Genomic DNA, 16,050 nt, shown 5'->3' with positions numbered 1-16,050 from the left:
AAGCTATAGACCGCCCGAGGCTTGAACACCCAAACCCAGCGCGGTCAGCACAGACAACGGTAGCAACAAGGTGTCGAGCACAGCGCTGCCAGGCAAATCCAGCCCCGGATAGCCCGGCGCCTCGGCACCGAACCGGCCCTTCGCGCAGCAACCGCCCTGCATGGCATACAGATCAAGGCGCGTGCCCGCGTATACGACGGGCGCGCCGGGCTGGGCAGCGTTGAGCGTACGCGCAGTGGCGCAGCCGGTCATTGCCAGCGCCAGCGCTATCAGCACCAGCTTATTCATCGCCACCCACATGGTGCTCACCCCAACGCGGGAGCATGTCCTGTGGAATGTTCAGCAGATTGAGAATGCGAGCGACGACGAAATCCACAAGGTCGTCGATAGTCTGCGGCTGATGATAGAAACCGGGAGACGCAGGCAGAATCACCGCGCCCATATTCGACAACTTGAGCATGTGCTCCAGATGGATGCTGGAAAACGGCGCCTCGCGAGGCACCAGAATCAGCTGACGACGCTCTTTCAGCGTGACATCAGCGGCGCGCTCGATGAGGTTGTTGCAAGCCCCGGTAGCAATCGCCGACAAAGAGCCGGTCGAGCATGGCACCACGACCATTGCACTGGGCGCGCCCGAACCCGACGCCACCGGCGACATCCAGTCGTCACGACCATATACCCGGATCTGCCCGGCTTCAGCACCGGTGTATTCGGTGAGAAATGCCTGCATCATCGTCGGCTTGGGCGGCAGGCGGACATCGGTTTCAGTCGCCATCACCAGTTGCGCTGCCTTGGATATCAGGAAGTGCACTTCACGGTCTTCACGCACCAGACAGTCCAGCAGACGCAGACCATATTGCGCACCGGAGGCGCCGGTCATCGCGACCGTAATGCGCTCCGGGCCGCTCATTTCAAGGCCTCGGCCAGCTTGCCGTGCAGCCCGCCGAAACCACCGTTGCTCATGATCACGATGTGAGTGCCCGGTTGAGCCTGGCTCGTGACCCGCGCAATGATTGCCTCGATGGAGTCGCAGACCACAGCAGGCACGGTGCAATCAGCGGCCGTCGCGCCAAGGTCCCAGCCCAGGTTGGCGGGCGCATACCAGACCACCTGATCAGCCTGCTGTACGCTTTGCGGCAGACCATCACGGTGCGCGCCGAGCTTCATGGAGTTGGAGCGCGGCTCGACCACGGCAATGATCGGCGCATCACCGACCTTTTTGCGCAGCCCGTCGAGCGTCGTAGCGATGGCGGTCGGGTGGTGGGCGAAATCATCATAAATCGTGATGCCGCGCACCTCGGCGACCTTTTCCATACGACGTTTGACGCTTTTGAAAGCGCTCAACGCCTGCACACCCAGCGACGGAACCACGCCTACATGCCGCGCAGCCGCAAGCGTTGCAAGAGCATTGGCAACGTTGTGCTGCCCCGTCATTCCCCAGTCGACTTCGCCCTGGACCTGACCGTCGAACAACACTTCAAAACGCGATCCGTCTTCGCTCAACAGCCGTGCCTGCCACTGCCCGCCTTCACCAGTGGTCTGCACCGGCGTCCAGCAACCCATCCCGATCACACGCGACAACGCGGGCTCGGTCGTAGGGTGGATCACCAGGCCTTCACTCGGGATGATGCGAACCAGATGGTGAAACTGACGTTCGATGGCTGGCAAGTCAGGGAAAATATCGGCGTGGTCGAACTCAAGGTTGTTGAGGATCGCCGTGCGTGGCCGGTAGTGCACAAACTTGGAGCGCTTGTCGAAGAAAGCGCTGTCGTATTCGTCAGCCTCGACCACGAAAAACGGCGTGTCGCCCAGCCGAGCGGACACTGCGAAGTTCTGCGGGATGCCGCCAATCAAAAAGCCGGGGCTCATGCCAGCATGTTCCAGTACCCAGGCCAACATGCTGCTGGTGGTGGTCTTGCCATGCGTACCGGCAACTGCCAACACCCAACGGCCCTGCAGCACATGGTCAGCCAGCCATTGTGGGCCAGACACATAAGGCAGGCCCTTGTTCAGGACATGTTCCACCGCGGGGTTGCCCCTCGACAACGCATTACCAATCACGATCAGATCCGGAACAGGGTCCAGTTGAGCGGGGTCATAACCCTGGGTCAGTTCGATGCCTTGAGCTTCGAGCTGCGTACTCATCGGCGGATAGACATTGGCGTCAGAACCCGTGACCCGGTGCCCCAACTCTTTGGCGAGCACCGCCAGCGAACCCATGAACGTGCCGCAGATACCAAGGATATGAATATGCATGACCAACCTCTCAGAACATCCGCGCAGGTTAACGTAGGGACGCTGAAATGGCACCCTGAGTTTGTCCGCGGCGTCGCGAAGCAGGGGCTTTTCGAAGCTCTGACATAAGCCTAAAGTTCAAACCACGGGCGGGCTGCAAATAGCCTACTCTTGAGAACTCCCTGCCAGACGCTTGAACGCTGAATCGATACAGACTCCCTCACAAAAAGAATCAGGAGACATCACCATGCGTTACGCTCATCCCGGTACCGAAGGCGCCATCGTCAATTTCAAGGAACGCTACGGTAACTACATCGGCGGCGAATTCGTTGCCCCGGTCAAAGGTCAGTATTTCACCAACACTTCGCCGGTTACCGGCAAGGCCATCGCCGAATTCCCTCGCTCCACCGCTGAGGACATTGATAAAGCACTGGACGCTGCACATGCTGCCGCTGCGGCGTGGGGCTCGACCTCGGTGCAGGCGCGCTCGCTGATTTTGCTGAAAATTGCCGACCGCATCGAAGCCAATCTCGAAACCCTGGCGATCACTGAAACCTGGGACAACGGCAAGGCCATTCGCGAAACCCTGAACGCCGATATCCCGCTGGCCGCCGACCATTTCCGCTACTTTGCGGGCGTATTGCGTGCGCAGGAAGGCAGCGCCGCCGAGATCGACGGCAATACCGTCGCTTATCATATCCATGAGCCGCTGGGCGTGGTCGGGCAGATCATTCCGTGGAACTTCCCGATTCTGATGGCCGCCTGGAAACTCGCGCCAGCGCTGGCGGCGGGCAATTGCATTGTGCTCAAGCCTGCCGAACAAACTCCGCTGGGCATCAGCGTACTGATCGAGCTGATTGGCGATTTACTGCCCGCTGGTGTGCTGAACATCGTGCAGGGTTATGGCCGTGAAGCGGGCGAAGCGCTGGCCAGCAGCAAACGTATCGCCAAAATCGCCTTTACCGGTTCGACGCCTGTGGGTTCGCACATCATGAAACTGGCAGCGGACAACATCATCCCGTCCACTGTGGAACTGGGTGGCAAGTCGCCGAACATCTTCTTCGAAGACATCATGAGCGCCGAGCCGGAGTTCATCGAGAAAGCCGCAGAAGGTCTGGTACTGGCGTTCTTCAATCAGGGCGAAGTCTGCACCTGCCCCTCCCGCGCGCTGGTCCAGGAATCGATTTATCCACAATTCATGGAAGCCGTCATGCGCAAGGTCGAGAAGATCAAGCGCGGCGACCCGCTGGATACCGACACCATGGTCGGTGCTCAGGCGTCCGAGCAACAATTCGACAAGATTCTTTCGTACCTGGACATCGCCAAGGGCGAAGGCGCCGAGCTGTTGACGGGCGGCAAGGTCGAGAAACTGGAAGGCGACCTGTCCAGCGGCTATTACATCCAGCCGACGCTACTCAAGGGCAACAACAAGATGCGCGTCTTCCAGGAAGAAATCTTCGGCCCAGTAGTCAGCGTGACCACGTTCAAGGATGAAGCCGAAGCTGTGGCCATCGCCAACGATACCGAGTTTGGCCTGGGCGCTGGCCTGTGGACCCGTGACATCAACCGCGCCTACCGCGTAGGCCGGGCGATCAAGGCGGGTCGCGTCTGGACCAACTGCTATCACCTGTACCCGGCCCACGCCGCGTTTGGTGGTTACAAGAAGTCCGGCGTCGGGCGCGAAACCCACAAGATCGCGCTTGAGCACTATCAGCAGACCAAGAACCTCCTGGTGAGCTACGACACCAATCCGTTGGGCTTCTTCTGATCGCCTGACATTCTTCCGACCGTGCACCCGGGAGCTGGGCTGATGTCCCGCCTCCGGGACGCGCTCCGGTCTTCCGGGAGCAGTCTGTACTGCGCACCAACGCTGTGCGCGATGCATGGACGCGAGGCGCTTCGCTGAGGCACAGCGCTCGCGAGGATGCCATTCAAGTCCCGTAAACTCGCACTCCCGGCCGGGATGGAGTATTAATTGCTTACATCGCTTCCCACAGTCGTTTGAACCGGGACGTCACCGGTTTGGCCGAAAGACTACGTCCACTGCAAGCAGCAGGACGTCATGGAGAATCTGTATGGCGAGCTTTTCCCATTCTGTCGGTGCGCTGACGTACCGTTTCGACAGCCTCAAAGAAGTCATGGCCAAAGCCAGCCCTGCCCGCTCTGGTGATTTTCTGGCTGAAGTGGCGGCGCAAAACGACGCCGAGCGCGTCGCCGCGCAGATGACGCTGGCCAATATCCCGCTCAAGCATTTTCTTGAAGAAGCGCTGATCCCTTATGAACAGGATGAAGTCACCCGCCTGATCATTGATACCCACGACACACAGGCCTTCTCGCCGGTCAGTCATCTGACCGTAGGCGGCTTTCGTGATTGGCTGCTCAGTGACCAGGCTGATGAAAGCAGCCTCAGCGCATTGGCACCTGGCCTGACGCCCGAGATGGCAGCGGCGGTGTCGAAAATCATGCGTGTGCAGGATCTGGTGCTGGTGGCACAGAAGATCCGCGTCGTGACCCGCTTCCGTAACACCGTGGGCCTGCGTGGTCGACTGTCGACGCGCCTGCAACCCAACCACCCTACCGACGACCCGTCTGGCATTGCGGCCAGCGTGCTTGATGGACTGCTGTACGGTAATGGCGATGCCATGATTGGTATAAATCCGGCCACGGACAGCACCTCTTCCATTGTCGCGCTGCTGGAAATGCTTGATGCGATCGTGCAGCGCTACGAAATTCCGACCCAGTCCTGCGTGCTGACTCACGTCACGACCTCTATAGAAGTGATCAACCGTGGCGTGCCTGTCGATCTGGTGTTCCAGTCGATTACCGGCACCGAAGCCGCTAATGCCAGCTTTGGCATCACTCTGAAGTTGTTGCAAGAAGGCTACGAAGCGGGCCTGAGTCTGAATCGCGGAACACTGGGCAAGAACCTCATGTATTTCGAAACCGGCCAAGGCAGCGCGCTGTCAGCCAACGCCCATCACGGTGTCGATCAGCAAACCTGTGAAACGCGCGCGTATGCGGTGGCCCGGCACTTCAACCCGTTTTTGGTCAACACAGTGGTCGGGTTTATTGGCCCGGAATACCTGTACAACGGCAAACAGATCATTCGCGCTGGTCTCGAAGATCACTTCTGCGGCAAATTACTGGGCGTGCCGATGGGCTGTGACATCTGTTACACCAATCATGCCGAAGCCGACCAGGACGACATGGACACCCTGCTGACCTTGCTGGGCGTTGCTGGAATCAACTTCATCATGGGCATTCCCGGGTCCGACGACATCATGCTCAACTACCAGACCACTTCATTTCACGACGCATTGTATGCCCGACAAAGCCTCGGCCTGCGCCCCGCCCCGGAATACGAAGCCTGGCTGGAACGCATGGGTATTTTCACTCAGGCCGATGGACGTGTGCGTTTCGGCGACAGCCTGCCACCGGCCTTTCGCCAGGCACTGGCGCATCTGGCATGAGCGAACGCCCCATGAACGATCAGGACAAACACGTCACCTCAGACACACTACCGCCCAATCCCTGGCTGGAGTTGCGACGCCTGACGCCTGCGCGCATCGCACTGGGACGCACTGGCACCAGCCTGCCCACCGCTGCGCAGCTGGACTTCCAGTTGGCTCACGCTCAGGCACGCGATGCCGTGCATCTGGCGTTCGATCATGAAGCGATCAGCGCTCAGTTAAAGGAAAAGGGCCGGGAATCGCTGCGCCTTCACAGTGCGGCCGCGGACCGTGACAGTTACCTGCAACGTCCTGATCTGGGACGACGCCTGAACGAAGAGTCAGCGCACCAGCTTCGCGAGTACGCCGCCTCTCACCCCGGCGGGCTGGACCTTGCGGTAGTGGTGGCTGACGGACTTTCTGCGCTGGCAGTTCATCGCCATGCGGTACCTTTCCTGACTCGCCTGGAAGAACAGGCCAATGCAGACGGCTGGAGTCTGTCGCCGGTGATCATGGTCGAGCAGGGCCGCGTCGCCGTAGCAGACGAAATTGGCGAATTGCTCGGCGCAAAAATGGTGGTAATCCTGATCGGAGAGCGCCCTGGACTCAGCTCGCCAGATAGCCTGGGGCTGTATTTCACTTACGCGCCCAAGGTCGGATTGAATGACTCTCACCGTAACTGCATTTCAAACATACGTCTGGAAGGCCTGAGCTATGCAATGGCTGCTCATCGCCTGCTTTATCTAATGCGCGAAGCCTGTCGTCGGCAGGTTTCCGGCGTTAACCTCAAGGATGAGGCCGAACTGAAGACTCTGGAATCAAGCGACGGCGCCGATAACTCAATCAACCCTGGCAGCAATTTCCTGCTCGACGGCCCTGCCGACCCGCATTAGATTGCGCTTTCTAAAGCTGCGAGGCAGCATCCCCAGAACCCTTTCAGGCGCGCTGCATTAGCCTATGCTGCATTAGCCTATGCTGCATTAGCCCATAGTGAAGTTGAGGCCCCCCATGCGGATAATCAAAGCCACCCTTGAACACTTGGACCTGCTCTGCCCGCTGTTCGTGAAATACCGCGAGTTCTATGGCGAAATGCCCTTCCCGGACTCGTCACGGGACTTTCTGGAAAAGCGCCTGCGCCGTGAGGAATCAATCATCTACCTGGCACTGGCAGACGATGATGACACCCGGTTACTGGGTTTCTGTCAGCTTTACCCAAGCTATTCCTCGCTGTCGCTCAAGCGCGTCTGGATTCTCAACGACATCTACGTGGCAGAAGATGCGCGACGCCAGCTGGTCGCTGATCACTTGATGAAAACAGCCAAGAAAATGGCCAAGGAAACCCAGGCTATCCGCATGCGCGTCTCCACCAGCAGCAACAACGAAGTCGCGCAGAAGGTTTACGAGTCCATCGGTTTCAAAGAGGACACCCAGTTCAAAAACTACGTACTGCCCATCCAGCCAGACTGACCGGCGACTCACGGGCGCACGACCTTTTCGGGCGCTCGCGACAGCCAACATTCACACCGCACAAAACCGTATCAAATCTTGACGGTCCCCTTGCTGCATTCTCCTTCTATAATGCCGCGCGTACTGCACACGTAGTTTCTTCCGCATGCGAACCTGCTCAGGGTTCTCGCCTCAGGTGCTTCAATGGAATTCAACCCGCTCGACCTCATCCTGCATCTCGACGTCTACCTCGACCTGCTGGTGACCAACTATGGCCCCTGGATCTACGCGATTCTGTTCGCGGTCATTTTTTGCGAAACCGGGCTGGTCATCATGCCTTTTCTGCCTGGCGACTCGCTGCTCTTCATTGCAGGCGCAGTAGCAGCCGGTGGCGGCATGGACCCGGTATTGCTTGCCGGGCTACTGATGTTCGCGGCAATTCTTGGCGACAGCACCAACTACGTCATCGGCCGTACCGCAGGCGAAAAATTGTTCAGTGATCCCAAGTCCCGAATCTTTCGTCGCGACTACCTGCTGCGCACCCAGGTCTTTTACGAGCGCCATGGCGGCAAGACCGTAACGCTTGCACGCTTTCTGCCGATCATCCGCACCTTCGCGCCGTTCGTTGCAGGCGTTGGCCGAATGGCCTACCCGCGCTTCGTGGGCTTCAGCGTATTGGGATCGATCCTGTGGGTCGGCAGCCTGGTCACGCTGGGCTATTTTTTCGGCAACGTCCCTTTCATCAAGAAAAATCTGACGCTTCTGGTGTTGGTCATTATCGTCCTGTCGTTGCTGCCGATGATCATAGGCCTCGTCCGCAGCCGCACAGGCCGTTCTGTCGACGCCCGCTGAACCATGTGGTCATTCCGTCACTGGCGCAGGCAACGCACGCTGGCTAAAAACCCGGTCGCCCCACAGTTGTGGCAAGCGATCCGCCAGCGTTTGCCGATCCTTGACGGTTTGAGCGACGAGCAGGCATCGCAGCTGTGCGATGCCTGCATCCTGTTTCTCGAAGACAAACACCTGACGGCGCTGCCGGGCGTAGAGCTGGATGATGAGCAACGCCTGTTCCTCGCGGCACAGGCCCAACTTCCGTTACTGAGTCTGGGTGACCTGAACTGGTATCAGGGCTTTCACGAGATTGTGCTGTACCCCGAAGACTTCGTCAGCCCGCAACGCCATCGCGACGCCAGTGGTATAGAGCACGAATGGGACGGCGAACACAGTGGCGAGGCCTGGTACCAGGGCCCGGTCATTCTGGCTTGGCCCGGCGTGCTGTCCAGCGGCGACTGGGACGCCTATAACCTGGTGATTCACGAGCTGGCGCACAAACTCGACATGCTCAACGGCGAGGCCAACGGCCTGCCGCCGCTGCACAGCGACATGCGGATCACCGACTGGGCCAGCGCCATGCAAAGCGCTTACGACGACCTGAACCGCCAACTGGACCTGGACCCTGAAGTCGATACCGTCATCGACCCGTATGCGGCGCAAGACCCCGCCGAGTTCTTCGCTGTGACCAGTGAATACTTCTTCAGCGCCCCGGACCTGCTCCACAGCTCTTATCCCGCTGTCTACGCGCAACTGAAAGCCTTTTATCGACAGGACACACTGGCGCGACTCAAGGCGTTGCAGCAGCAGGATCCGGCCTATCAAAGCCATCACCATAGCCACCATTGATCCAATGTCGCGCGTGGCAACCAAAACAGAATATGCCTATAATTCGGACCACTTTTTGGCGGTTCGCGCCAAAATCTGTCTGGTCAACTATGGGGGCAATGCCCAATGAGCTACAGCAAGATTCCGGCAGGCAAAGACCTTCCGAACGACATCTACGTCGCGATCGAAATCCCGGCCAACCATGCGCCGATCAAGTACGAAATCGACAAAGACACCGATTGCCTGTTCGTTGATCGCTTCATGGCCACCCCAATGTTCTACCCGGCCAACTACGGTTTCATCCCCAATACCCTGGCTGACGATGGCGACCCCCTCGACGTGCTGGTCGTGACGCCTTACCCGGTTTCTCCTGGCTCGGTCATCCGTGCACGCCCGGTCGGCATCCTGCACATGACTGACGATGGCGGCGGCGATGCCAAGGTTATTGCGGTGCCGCACGACAAGCTGTCCCAGCTGTATGTTGATGTGAAAGAGTACACCGACCTGCCAGCGCTGCTGCTTGAGCAGATCAAGCACTTCTTCGAGAACTACAAGGATCTCGAAAAAGGCAAATGGGTCAAGATCGAAGGTTGGGGCAACGCTGATGCTGCCCGCGCCGAAATCATGAAATCGGTTGAAGCATTCAAAGGCTGATCATCGATCCCCTTTCGGGATACCTCAAAGCAGGTATCCCGATTCATCACCCATACCGCCCCCTTCTTGTAACTTCGCCATCGAAACAACCAACCGGCCGCGAACCTGACCGTACAGATACCTGGCGCCTTCAAAAAAGACGTTTAGAAATACGCCGATCGCCATGGCCGTAATAAACACTTCGTTAATGCCCGTATAGCCAAGGTAAACGTGACACCCCGCGTTTAATCCAATCTCAGCGATTACGGAATGGGACCACAGGATATTCATATAGTCTGTAATCCCATTAGCCGCAACGGTCTGGGGATAATGTCGATCTCAACACCTCGTTCATTTAAAGGAGGTCATACCCGCCGTAAACTTCACCCCATGAATACATCAGGTGATCGACTACGCGTCCTCCTAAGGGAGTGCCATCTCACTGCGACTGATTTTGCCGCCAACCGCAAAATCACCCCGCAACACGTCAATAATTGGTTCAAACGCGGTGTGCCCATGGCACGTATTGACGAGGTGGCTGAACTATTAACCGTCAACGCCCGCTGGTTACGCACAGGCGATGGCCCCAAACACCCTTCTGACTCCGCCAATGAAAACACCGGCGGCGAAACCCGTCTGATCAGCCATCAGGGAAAAAACGTTCTGCGTGGGGACGTGGAAATTCAGATATTCAAGGAAATCGAGTCCACCCACGGCGTCGGTAAAACCGTCCTCGCCGAAGCGCCCGGGCAGAAAATCCGTCTCCCGTTGCAAGTGCTGCAGACCATGGGCATCGATGCTAAAAACTGCATGTGCGTGGCCATGGTCGGCAACAGCATGGCAGACAAGGTTCAGGACGGCTCAATACTCGGTGTAGACCGCGAGCTCACCCAAGTCATCGACGGGGAAATCTACGCGATCGAGCACGGCGGCATACTGCGTGTGCGCTATCTCTATCGCCAGCCCAACGGCGGCCTGCGACTGCGAAGCCACAACGATGTCGAATACCCCGATGAAATCTTCAGCGCCGAAGACATAGAACGCGAAAACATCCGCATTCTGGGATGGGTGTTCTGGTGGTCTACGTTGAACAGCCGCCGTAACGCCATGTTACTGCTGTGACGTCGCTGGCGTGACACTCAAGTCTGGGCAGAAGTGGCAAACCCCGGTATCCTGTCGGCCATCTGAACGCATCAACGCCCATGGCAAACGATGTCAGAACACGGCAAACGACACCTCTGCCCTGTTACCTATCAGCATCCCTTGCGGACGCAAACTGTTGCAGGCGATTGCGGTTTACCAAAAATAAACCAGGATTGCCCACGAGAAGCCGGCCACAAGCCGGCTTTTTAATGCCTGTAATAATTTATCACAGCCCCTGGAGGTTCGTCCTCAAGCTGCAGCACCCTTGGCATCGCAACCCTAAGTCCGATGAGAATCAGGGTGAGTTACCTTCCTGATCTTTCTCCAGTAAGAGCGCAAGGTTTTTGCAAGACCAGGTGCGTTACTGAACAGGATGATGGATGCCAGCGAAACCCACCAATTGAGTCGCATACAGCTCAGCACGTATTGATTGAACCAGATGTCCGCAAGCCGTAAACGGTAGCTCCACGAGCCCGTCAGAGGCAGGCGCTCAATATCCGAAGCGGTATAAAGTGTCTTCGCGGCAGAGGCGACGATGAAAAACCGTTCCGGGAAATCTACACCAGCCTTGTCGTGGTCCAGTACCGTGAAGTTAAGCCTCAGGACGCAATCCCAGAGCTTCAAATTGCCCAAGCGGACCTGGCAAGGGCGATTCAATCGAACGTTAATACCCTGCTTCTGCATCGCGCCCAGCATTAAACTCTGCTCTGCAATACGGTAAGCGGCAGAGAACCCTACGAAATTACCAAGTGGATTACGAAACGGCCGATGGTGAAGAATGTCTTCTTTTTTGAGCAACGGCTGATCCCACAGCGCGAGCATGGCTTCTCGGGTGCCGAACTGAACCAGATCAGAAATATGGAACAACAGCGGTACTCGCCTGGGATTACGAATAAAGAGCGTTGTCATGGTGACAGGAAGGTCGAACAGCTTTTGCGGTCCAACCTCAGATACTGGCAGGCCGATCACCGCCAGAGCAGCGCTGGTCAAATTATGATCGGCGCGAAACTTCATGATGTAGGGCCTGGTCGAGGCCTGAATACCTGCCAAGGTCGATTTCAACATGCGATTGGTATTGATCTGATTGCCCGACTGCTCGACAAAGCAACCAGGGTCTTCCAAACGCAGGATTTTTTCAGCCTGGACTCCAGAGGTATCCTCATGATCCCAGGTCGATACGATGATTTCCGCCTCAGGCAGATACTTTCTGATTGAGGAAATGCACGTGAAAATATTTCTTTCGGGGCTGAGCTGACGGCACAACGGCCCTTGAATGATGACGCTTATTACTCTGGAATCAACAACTGCTAATTGACGCATAAACTTTATATCTCATAAACATCTAAAAACCCACTCAAGGCCAAGTAATCTGGCAAGCGCACGCCTAGCCTATCGACAATAACTGCAGATAGCTTAAAACGAGCTTAAACCATGCGCCTCAGAATTCGATACAGCCCGAAAATGAAAAGTTTGACGAAGCGGAGAATCACCGCCGGCAAAGGCAAACTGGCGAAAAGCCTTTCCGCATAGGCTCGTAAATACATCCTCTTCACCTGATACAGGCTAGCGCCTTGCTCCTCACTCAGAGGTAAATTATTAAACGAAGCATTAAATGCTCTTGCAACATTACAAAGGTGAACGGCTGGCAAGGTAATCACCAAGTTGCATTTACGAAGTCGCGGACTGACATAGTTGTAACGGCCAAGCTTTATTATAAAATCAAGGTATATAGATGCATCATATTGATCGAAATCGATCAGTATCCAGTCAGCATCAGCGGTGCCTATACAGTGGGCTATTCTATTAGGTTCAACACTGCCAACAGTAGGAGAGAGAAAATTTGCGAGAACAAAATTCACATAGACTTCTGGCTGCGCTTCGCCGGGCAGCTCAGACAGGTTGTAATATTGATCTACAACCACCACGGGCGTTACCCTTGAAGGTTCAAATTGGATACGAGACAACTCATTGATTAACGCCTGACGGTCAGCCTTTAAATTGCTGTGAGACACGACAAATATATTCACTTCGGGCCCTTGGCATAAGACTTGAAGGGCGTAGAATTATAAATAGCCCTTACTGCCCCACGGAAACTCTCAAAATAGAATATATGGTCGTTACTGTAATAAGCGCGCAGAGCTGAGAGCAAAATACCTGGGAGCGACAGCGCCTCGACATGGAAGAAGTCGCTCAAGTCGTCTGCAAACCAAGACTGGGAAGCGCGCTGACGAAGCATATTACAGATTTCTGCACTGTGGATAATCAGGTTCTGCTTGGCTTGTACCGGATCCACCATAAAATGGCGAACCAGGAGTTCTTTACTGGTACAGCTCATCTGATCCATGAGAATGAGCCTTTCAAAGTCACCAATAAACTCCTCAACCGTTTCAATATCATTTTTAAACGCAGACTGGTGAATAATACTGTTGATCAGCTCCAGCCATGCCCGGGGGCTCATACCTGCCGCGCCAGTCGGAATAGTGACCGTAGTTGAAACCACCGAGTATTTGGCAGCAAATTGGCGGAGCTTGCTCAATGCAATCTCACTGGAAACCCTTACAAGCGGTTTCTTTTTTAACATCGAAAGATTCCGTGGACCGGTCAGTGCATTGCCCCCTGACACAGACTCTACGCACGCATTGCACCCTAAAAGCGCTCTTGAAGTAATTGATTGTGTAATACCGAATGGATTTACGCGGCTTGGAATACCCGATTTTGATGCACGCAGTGCATGTTCAATATCTTCAAACTCAACCCAATAAAGAGATTGATCCAGTGGAAAGCTATTCCAAACCTCCTTGCGGCATATATAAAGGCTGCCAGTTGGATAGTTGAAGTCGCTATTGTAACGCATCGGGTTGGCGAATCGAAATCCGGTGCGATCCACTTCAGTAAAAATTGAAGGGGCAAACGCGACTGCCTTACCGCTGTTCCGATGTAATCCCAACAATCCTTGAGCAATTTCCCCCATCACCATCCCGTAATCAGAGTATCGACGGGGATGCATGCTGAACGGATTGTCAAAGAACATGCTTTGCAGGGTCATCAGTGGATAGCGCGGCCCAAAGCGACGAACCATTTCTCCGAAGTGTTTGGGCAGGAATACGCGGTCATGCAGGATCACGAGATTGTTGCACCGAGCTTCCTGAGCAAGGCGATTCTTCTTTTTGCAGATCTGTACGGGCGGCGCAGTGATGTCTTCGCCAACAATTCTAACCTTGTCAAAATAGGCGAAGTTGCTGCCAGGCGTACCGCACAGGAGTATTTCCTTGTCAGGAATGTCGATCTCCAGAATGCGCTTCACGACGGCGTTCAGAACCGTAGCATCCTCGGGACCAACCGGAATGCCGAAGGTCCAGCTGTCGAGGTCATCATTGGATTCTGCGGCAAGTCTGGACACTTTTTCGTAGGTAACCGAGGTCGCTGAGCGTGAGACGACCTTAAGCGACGCTGAAAAGTATTCACGATCCAGATAACACTCGAAGGGCGTGTCCTCCATGACCGTGACGGTCTGACCGACATGCAGGAAATGAGCTCCGTCCCACAGCAATAAAGGCGCCAGCGGCGAATCGCTTTGAACACCGAAAAAGCAGAACGCCCCGTCACCATAAATCGCCAAAGGCCGTTGCGCTGCATGCAGTCCCTTGAGAACGGTATCGGCCTTTCTGGAGGGGTGCTTGCGGAAGGATATGAAGTTCGAGCACCCGAGTGGCAATTGCAACTCAGCAGGAAGGTGACGTAACGCGTTCGCAGACATGTAACCAAGACGCGGATGATGATTGAGATGAATGCTCTGCATATTCAGACGATGTACTTGTCATCAAGGGCGCCCGGCAGCTTCACGACTACCGTAATGGCATCGGTGAGCGCCTCGAATGCCGTTATGTCACCAGGCGCCAGAGCGATGATGTCACCTTCACCCCAAAGCTGATCACACATCCGGACCGAACCTGAAAGCACGACCGTCAGCTCGGTTGCGACCTTGTGATAGTGAGCTGCTTCCCTGTCTCCTGCCTTGTAATGCTTGACTCCAACCTCACAGGATTGGGTACTGAAAACAGCAGGCTCAAATCCACCCACAAACCACCCTTTGACCATGTTTTCCAGCCTTGCCGTTTTCATCGAGCATCACCTGTTTCGAAGGCATGAAGCTGAGTTTGGGTTTTTAACGGACGATAGTGGTGAGGCTCGACGCGACACGTGCCTATATTCTTGTGTTGAAGCACCAGCTCATTCAGTACAGGCGCAATGAAAAAATTGTCATTGACCCTCGCATCTTTGCGAATCATGTTTTTTGCTGCAGAAACAAAAAGTGAACCCGACTTGAACCAGTACATACCCGCGACCGCATTCGCGCTGATCGGCTTCTTTTCGGCAGCTTCGATAACACGGTTCTCGGCGTCCAGACGAACAAACGAGTAGCGAGGGTGCAGGGAATTGAATATCACGACACCTGCATCGTCACCGTTCTTGCGGAAGGCACTTACGATGTCGGTCAGTGAAACCTCCAGCAGGTCGCTGACGCCAAGAATCAGCAGCTCGTCGCTGTTGTCTATCTGCTCACTCGCGAGAAGCGCAGTGCATGCAGCGCCTTGGGTCGTGCTGTGAAGGGGAAGAACACTGGCCGAGGGGTGCATCTGCTCAAGCATGTGACGCAAATGCAGGCGGGAAATGTCCCCGTTAGAAAACGTGCAGATAATCTTTGCGGGATAGAGCTTCGCGCAGTTATCAATCAAGGAATGGATCAGCGGCTTGCCATTGTGCTCACGCAGGTACTCAGGGTATTCACCATCGCCAAGTGCCACGTCGGCTCGTTTGCCTGAAAGCAGAAGGATATTCAATGTACTCACGAGACAGTCACCGTTTCGAAGTTGAGCGCTGTTATTTTTTCGAGAATGTTGGTGAGGTTCACATCAGACGTTTCAGTCACGACCAAGACGTGTGCACCGGAAGCCCTGGCGGCCTTGATGCCGTTCTCGTTGTCTTCAACAATCAGGCACTCTTCGGGCGTCAGGCCCAGATCAAAAATGGCTTTGGTATAAATATCAGGGGCAGGCTTGGCGCGTGATACATCCTCGTTGGAAAGCTGGAGGTCCAGATATCGACTCAGATCAGCTTTGTCCATCATCACCTCGACGGTGTTGCGGATAGAGTTGGACGCAACCGCAAGCTTGTAGCCCAGGTTCTTGAGCGATGACAGCGCATACTGGTGCACGAATGTCGGCTTGCATTGCCCATGAACGATCTCCATGGTGTACAGCTGCTTCATCTCATTGATGAACGCGTGCAAGCCGGTCGGCAGATCGCGCTCGACACTCAACATGTCCAGTTTGCGCGACGTTGGCAGACCATCGTAATCGGTCAGATGTTCGTGTCGGCTGATGTTGTAGCCAAACAGATTAAGCGCCTTGTTCAGAGCGTTGTAATGCCACTCTTTGGCCTCGATGAGAACACCATCCATATCGAAAATAACTGCCTTGATCAT

Annotated in this window: 18 protein-coding genes; 8 read left to right on the top strand and 10 right to left on the bottom strand. The window is 55.6% G+C overall.

Annotated elements, in window-relative coordinates:
• Positions 1 to 3: 3 nt before the first annotated feature.
• The 3 genes from KDX37_RS14020 to mpl are packed head-to-tail and all read right to left on the bottom strand — an operon-like array spanning position 4 to position 2,256.
• Positions 4 to 288, bottom strand: a complete 285-nt coding sequence (locus KDX37_RS14020; RefSeq protein ID WP_231653275.1) for a YceK/YidQ family lipoprotein — start codon at positions 286 to 288, stop codon at positions 4 to 6.
• Positions 281 to 910, bottom strand: coding sequence for a flavin prenyltransferase UbiX (gene ubiX, locus KDX37_RS14015; protein ID WP_231653274.1), 630 nt, complete (start codon positions 908 to 910; stop codon positions 281 to 283). The genes KDX37_RS14020 and ubiX overlap by 8 nt, the downstream gene beginning before the upstream one ends.
• Positions 907 to 2,256 carry a UDP-N-acetylmuramate:L-alanyl-gamma-D-glutamyl-meso-diaminopimelate ligase gene (gene mpl / locus KDX37_RS14010; protein WP_231653273.1) on the bottom strand — a complete coding sequence of 450 codons (1,350 nt, stop codon included), beginning with the start codon at positions 2,254 to 2,256 and terminating at the stop codon, positions 907 to 909. The genes ubiX and mpl overlap by 4 nt, the downstream gene beginning before the upstream one ends.
• A 226-nt stretch (positions 2,257 to 2,482) precedes the next feature.
• Between mpl and exaC the strand changes: the two genes are divergently transcribed.
• From exaC to ppa, 7 genes are all read left to right on the top strand, one after another.
• On the top strand, positions 2,483 to 4,003 hold the full coding sequence (exaC, locus tag KDX37_RS14005; protein ID WP_231653272.1) for an acetaldehyde dehydrogenase ExaC: 1,521 nt from the start codon (positions 2,483 to 2,485) through the stop codon (positions 4,001 to 4,003).
• 307 nt (positions 4,004 to 4,310) lie between these two features.
• Entirely contained in the window at positions 4,311 to 5,705 is a 1,395-nt protein-coding gene (locus tag KDX37_RS14000) for an ethanolamine ammonia-lyase subunit EutB (protein WP_231653271.1), read from the top strand.
• Complete coding sequence (eutC, locus tag KDX37_RS13995) at positions 5,702 to 6,577, top strand: ethanolamine ammonia-lyase subunit EutC (protein WP_406642302.1); 876 nt, start codon at positions 5,702 to 5,704, stop codon at positions 6,575 to 6,577. Before KDX37_RS14000 ends, eutC begins: the two co-directional genes overlap by 4 nt.
• A gap of 115 nt (positions 6,578 to 6,692) precedes the next feature.
• Positions 6,693 to 7,151 carry a GNAT family N-acetyltransferase gene (locus KDX37_RS13990; RefSeq protein ID WP_231653270.1) on the top strand — a complete coding sequence of 153 codons (459 nt, stop codon included), beginning with the start codon at positions 6,693 to 6,695 and terminating at the stop codon, positions 7,149 to 7,151.
• 183 nt (positions 7,152 to 7,334) lie between these two features.
• Positions 7,335 to 7,982, top strand: a complete 648-nt coding sequence (locus tag KDX37_RS13985; RefSeq protein WP_231653269.1) for a DedA family protein — start codon at positions 7,335 to 7,337, stop codon at positions 7,980 to 7,982.
• Between the two features lie 3 nt (positions 7,983 to 7,985).
• A complete protein-coding gene (locus tag KDX37_RS13980; RefSeq protein WP_231653268.1) occupies positions 7,986 to 8,810 on the top strand; it encodes a M90 family metallopeptidase in 825 nt (274 codons plus the stop codon).
• 105 nt (positions 8,811 to 8,915) lie between these two features.
• Positions 8,916 to 9,443 carry an inorganic diphosphatase gene (gene ppa, locus KDX37_RS13975; RefSeq protein WP_231653267.1) on the top strand — a complete coding sequence of 176 codons (528 nt, stop codon included), beginning with the start codon at positions 8,916 to 8,918 and terminating at the stop codon, positions 9,441 to 9,443.
• A gap of 24 nt (positions 9,444 to 9,467) precedes the next feature.
• On the opposite strand, the gene KDX37_RS13970 is transcribed toward ppa, so the two are convergent.
• A complete protein-coding gene (locus KDX37_RS13970) occupies positions 9,468 to 9,713 on the bottom strand; it encodes a hypothetical protein (protein ID WP_231653266.1) in 246 nt (81 codons plus the stop codon).
• Positions 9,714 to 9,812: 99 nt separating this feature from the next.
• On the opposite strand from KDX37_RS13970, the gene KDX37_RS13965 reads away from it, so the two are divergent.
• Positions 9,813 to 10,544, top strand: a complete 732-nt coding sequence (locus KDX37_RS13965; protein ID WP_231653265.1) for a LexA family transcriptional regulator — start codon at positions 9,813 to 9,815, stop codon at positions 10,542 to 10,544.
• A 300-nt stretch (positions 10,545 to 10,844) separates the two neighbouring features.
• On the opposite strand, the gene KDX37_RS13960 is transcribed toward KDX37_RS13965, so the two are convergent.
• The 6 genes from KDX37_RS13960 to KDX37_RS13935 all read right to left on the bottom strand — a co-directional run bounded on the left by KDX37_RS13960 (position 10,845) and on the right by KDX37_RS13935 (position 16,050).
• Complete coding sequence (locus tag KDX37_RS13960) at positions 10,845 to 11,885, bottom strand: WavE lipopolysaccharide synthesis family protein (protein WP_231653264.1); 1,041 nt, start codon at positions 11,883 to 11,885, stop codon at positions 10,845 to 10,847.
• A gap of 104 nt (positions 11,886 to 11,989) precedes the next feature.
• Positions 11,990 to 12,592, bottom strand: a complete 603-nt coding sequence (locus tag KDX37_RS13955) for a hypothetical protein (protein ID WP_231653263.1) — start codon at positions 12,590 to 12,592, stop codon at positions 11,990 to 11,992.
• Positions 12,589 to 14,364 (bottom strand): hypothetical protein, encoded by a 1,776-nt coding sequence (locus KDX37_RS13950; RefSeq protein WP_231653262.1) that lies wholly within the window; start codon positions 14,362 to 14,364, stop codon positions 12,589 to 12,591. Before KDX37_RS13950 ends, KDX37_RS13955 begins: the two co-directional genes overlap by 4 nt.
• A gap of 2 nt (positions 14,365 to 14,366) precedes the next feature.
• The gene (locus KDX37_RS13945; protein ID WP_231653261.1) at positions 14,367 to 14,687 is read right to left on the bottom strand and encodes a cupin domain-containing protein; all 321 of its coding nucleotides are present in this window, start codon (positions 14,685 to 14,687) and stop codon (positions 14,367 to 14,369) included.
• Positions 14,684 to 15,415, bottom strand: a complete 732-nt coding sequence (locus tag KDX37_RS13940; RefSeq protein ID WP_231653260.1) for a glycosyltransferase family 2 protein — start codon at positions 15,413 to 15,415, stop codon at positions 14,684 to 14,686. Before KDX37_RS13940 ends, KDX37_RS13945 begins: the two co-directional genes overlap by 4 nt.
• Positions 15,412 to 16,050, bottom strand: coding sequence for an HAD family hydrolase (locus KDX37_RS13935; protein WP_231653259.1), 639 nt, complete (start codon positions 16,048 to 16,050; stop codon positions 15,412 to 15,414). Before KDX37_RS13935 ends, KDX37_RS13940 begins: the two co-directional genes overlap by 4 nt.

Origin of the sequence: Pseudomonas californiensis (assembly GCF_021147775.1) — a bacterium.
Taxonomy (GTDB): Bacteria; Pseudomonadota; Gammaproteobacteria; order Pseudomonadales; family Pseudomonadaceae; genus Aquipseudomonas; species Aquipseudomonas californiensis.
Note: the sequence above shows the minus strand (reverse complement) of the source record. Positions and strands in the feature narration are given on the sequence as shown.